Raw genomic sequence first — 424 nt, forward strand, 5'->3', positions numbered from 1 at the left:
AATGAGAAAGGAGGTTGCGGATATTCTTGAAGTTGATTTAGATGAAGTAGATGTAGACGAAAATCTTATCTTTCTCGGGTTAGACTCCATTCGTGTAATGACGTTGCATAGTCGTTGGAAAAAGCAAGGTTTAGATATCGCGCTTTCTGAAATGGTGGCAAAAAATACCATTAGAGACTGGTGGGAAGCAGCTCAAGTTCAAGCTCAAGGTGCAGTAATATAAATGAGATCCCCCTGCAGCGATGCAAGGGGATGCACCTAAGTGCTATATTCTGCTCTTAAAGCCTTTTTATTGATTTTACCGACAGAGGTTTTCGGCAATTGTTGGCAAAACTTGATGTAATCAGGGATTTTATATTCTGCAACTCCTTGTGAGTATAAAAATTTCTTAATCGCAACGGGCTTAAGGTTAGCGCTCGTATTG

At 40.1% G+C, this 424-nt stretch carries 1 protein-coding gene; it reads left to right on the forward strand.

Annotated elements, in window-relative coordinates; all coding sequences use genetic code 11:
- On the forward strand, nucleotides 1–223 hold a 223-nt coding region (locus IQR33_RS33510; protein WP_228013989.1), incomplete at its 5' end, for a phosphopantetheine-binding protein.
- Nucleotides 224–424 lie beyond the last annotated feature (201 nt).

This window comes from Vibrio sp. OPT46 (assembly GCF_015163535.1).
Classification (GTDB): Bacteria; Pseudomonadota; Gammaproteobacteria; order Enterobacterales; family Vibrionaceae; genus Vibrio; species Vibrio alginolyticus.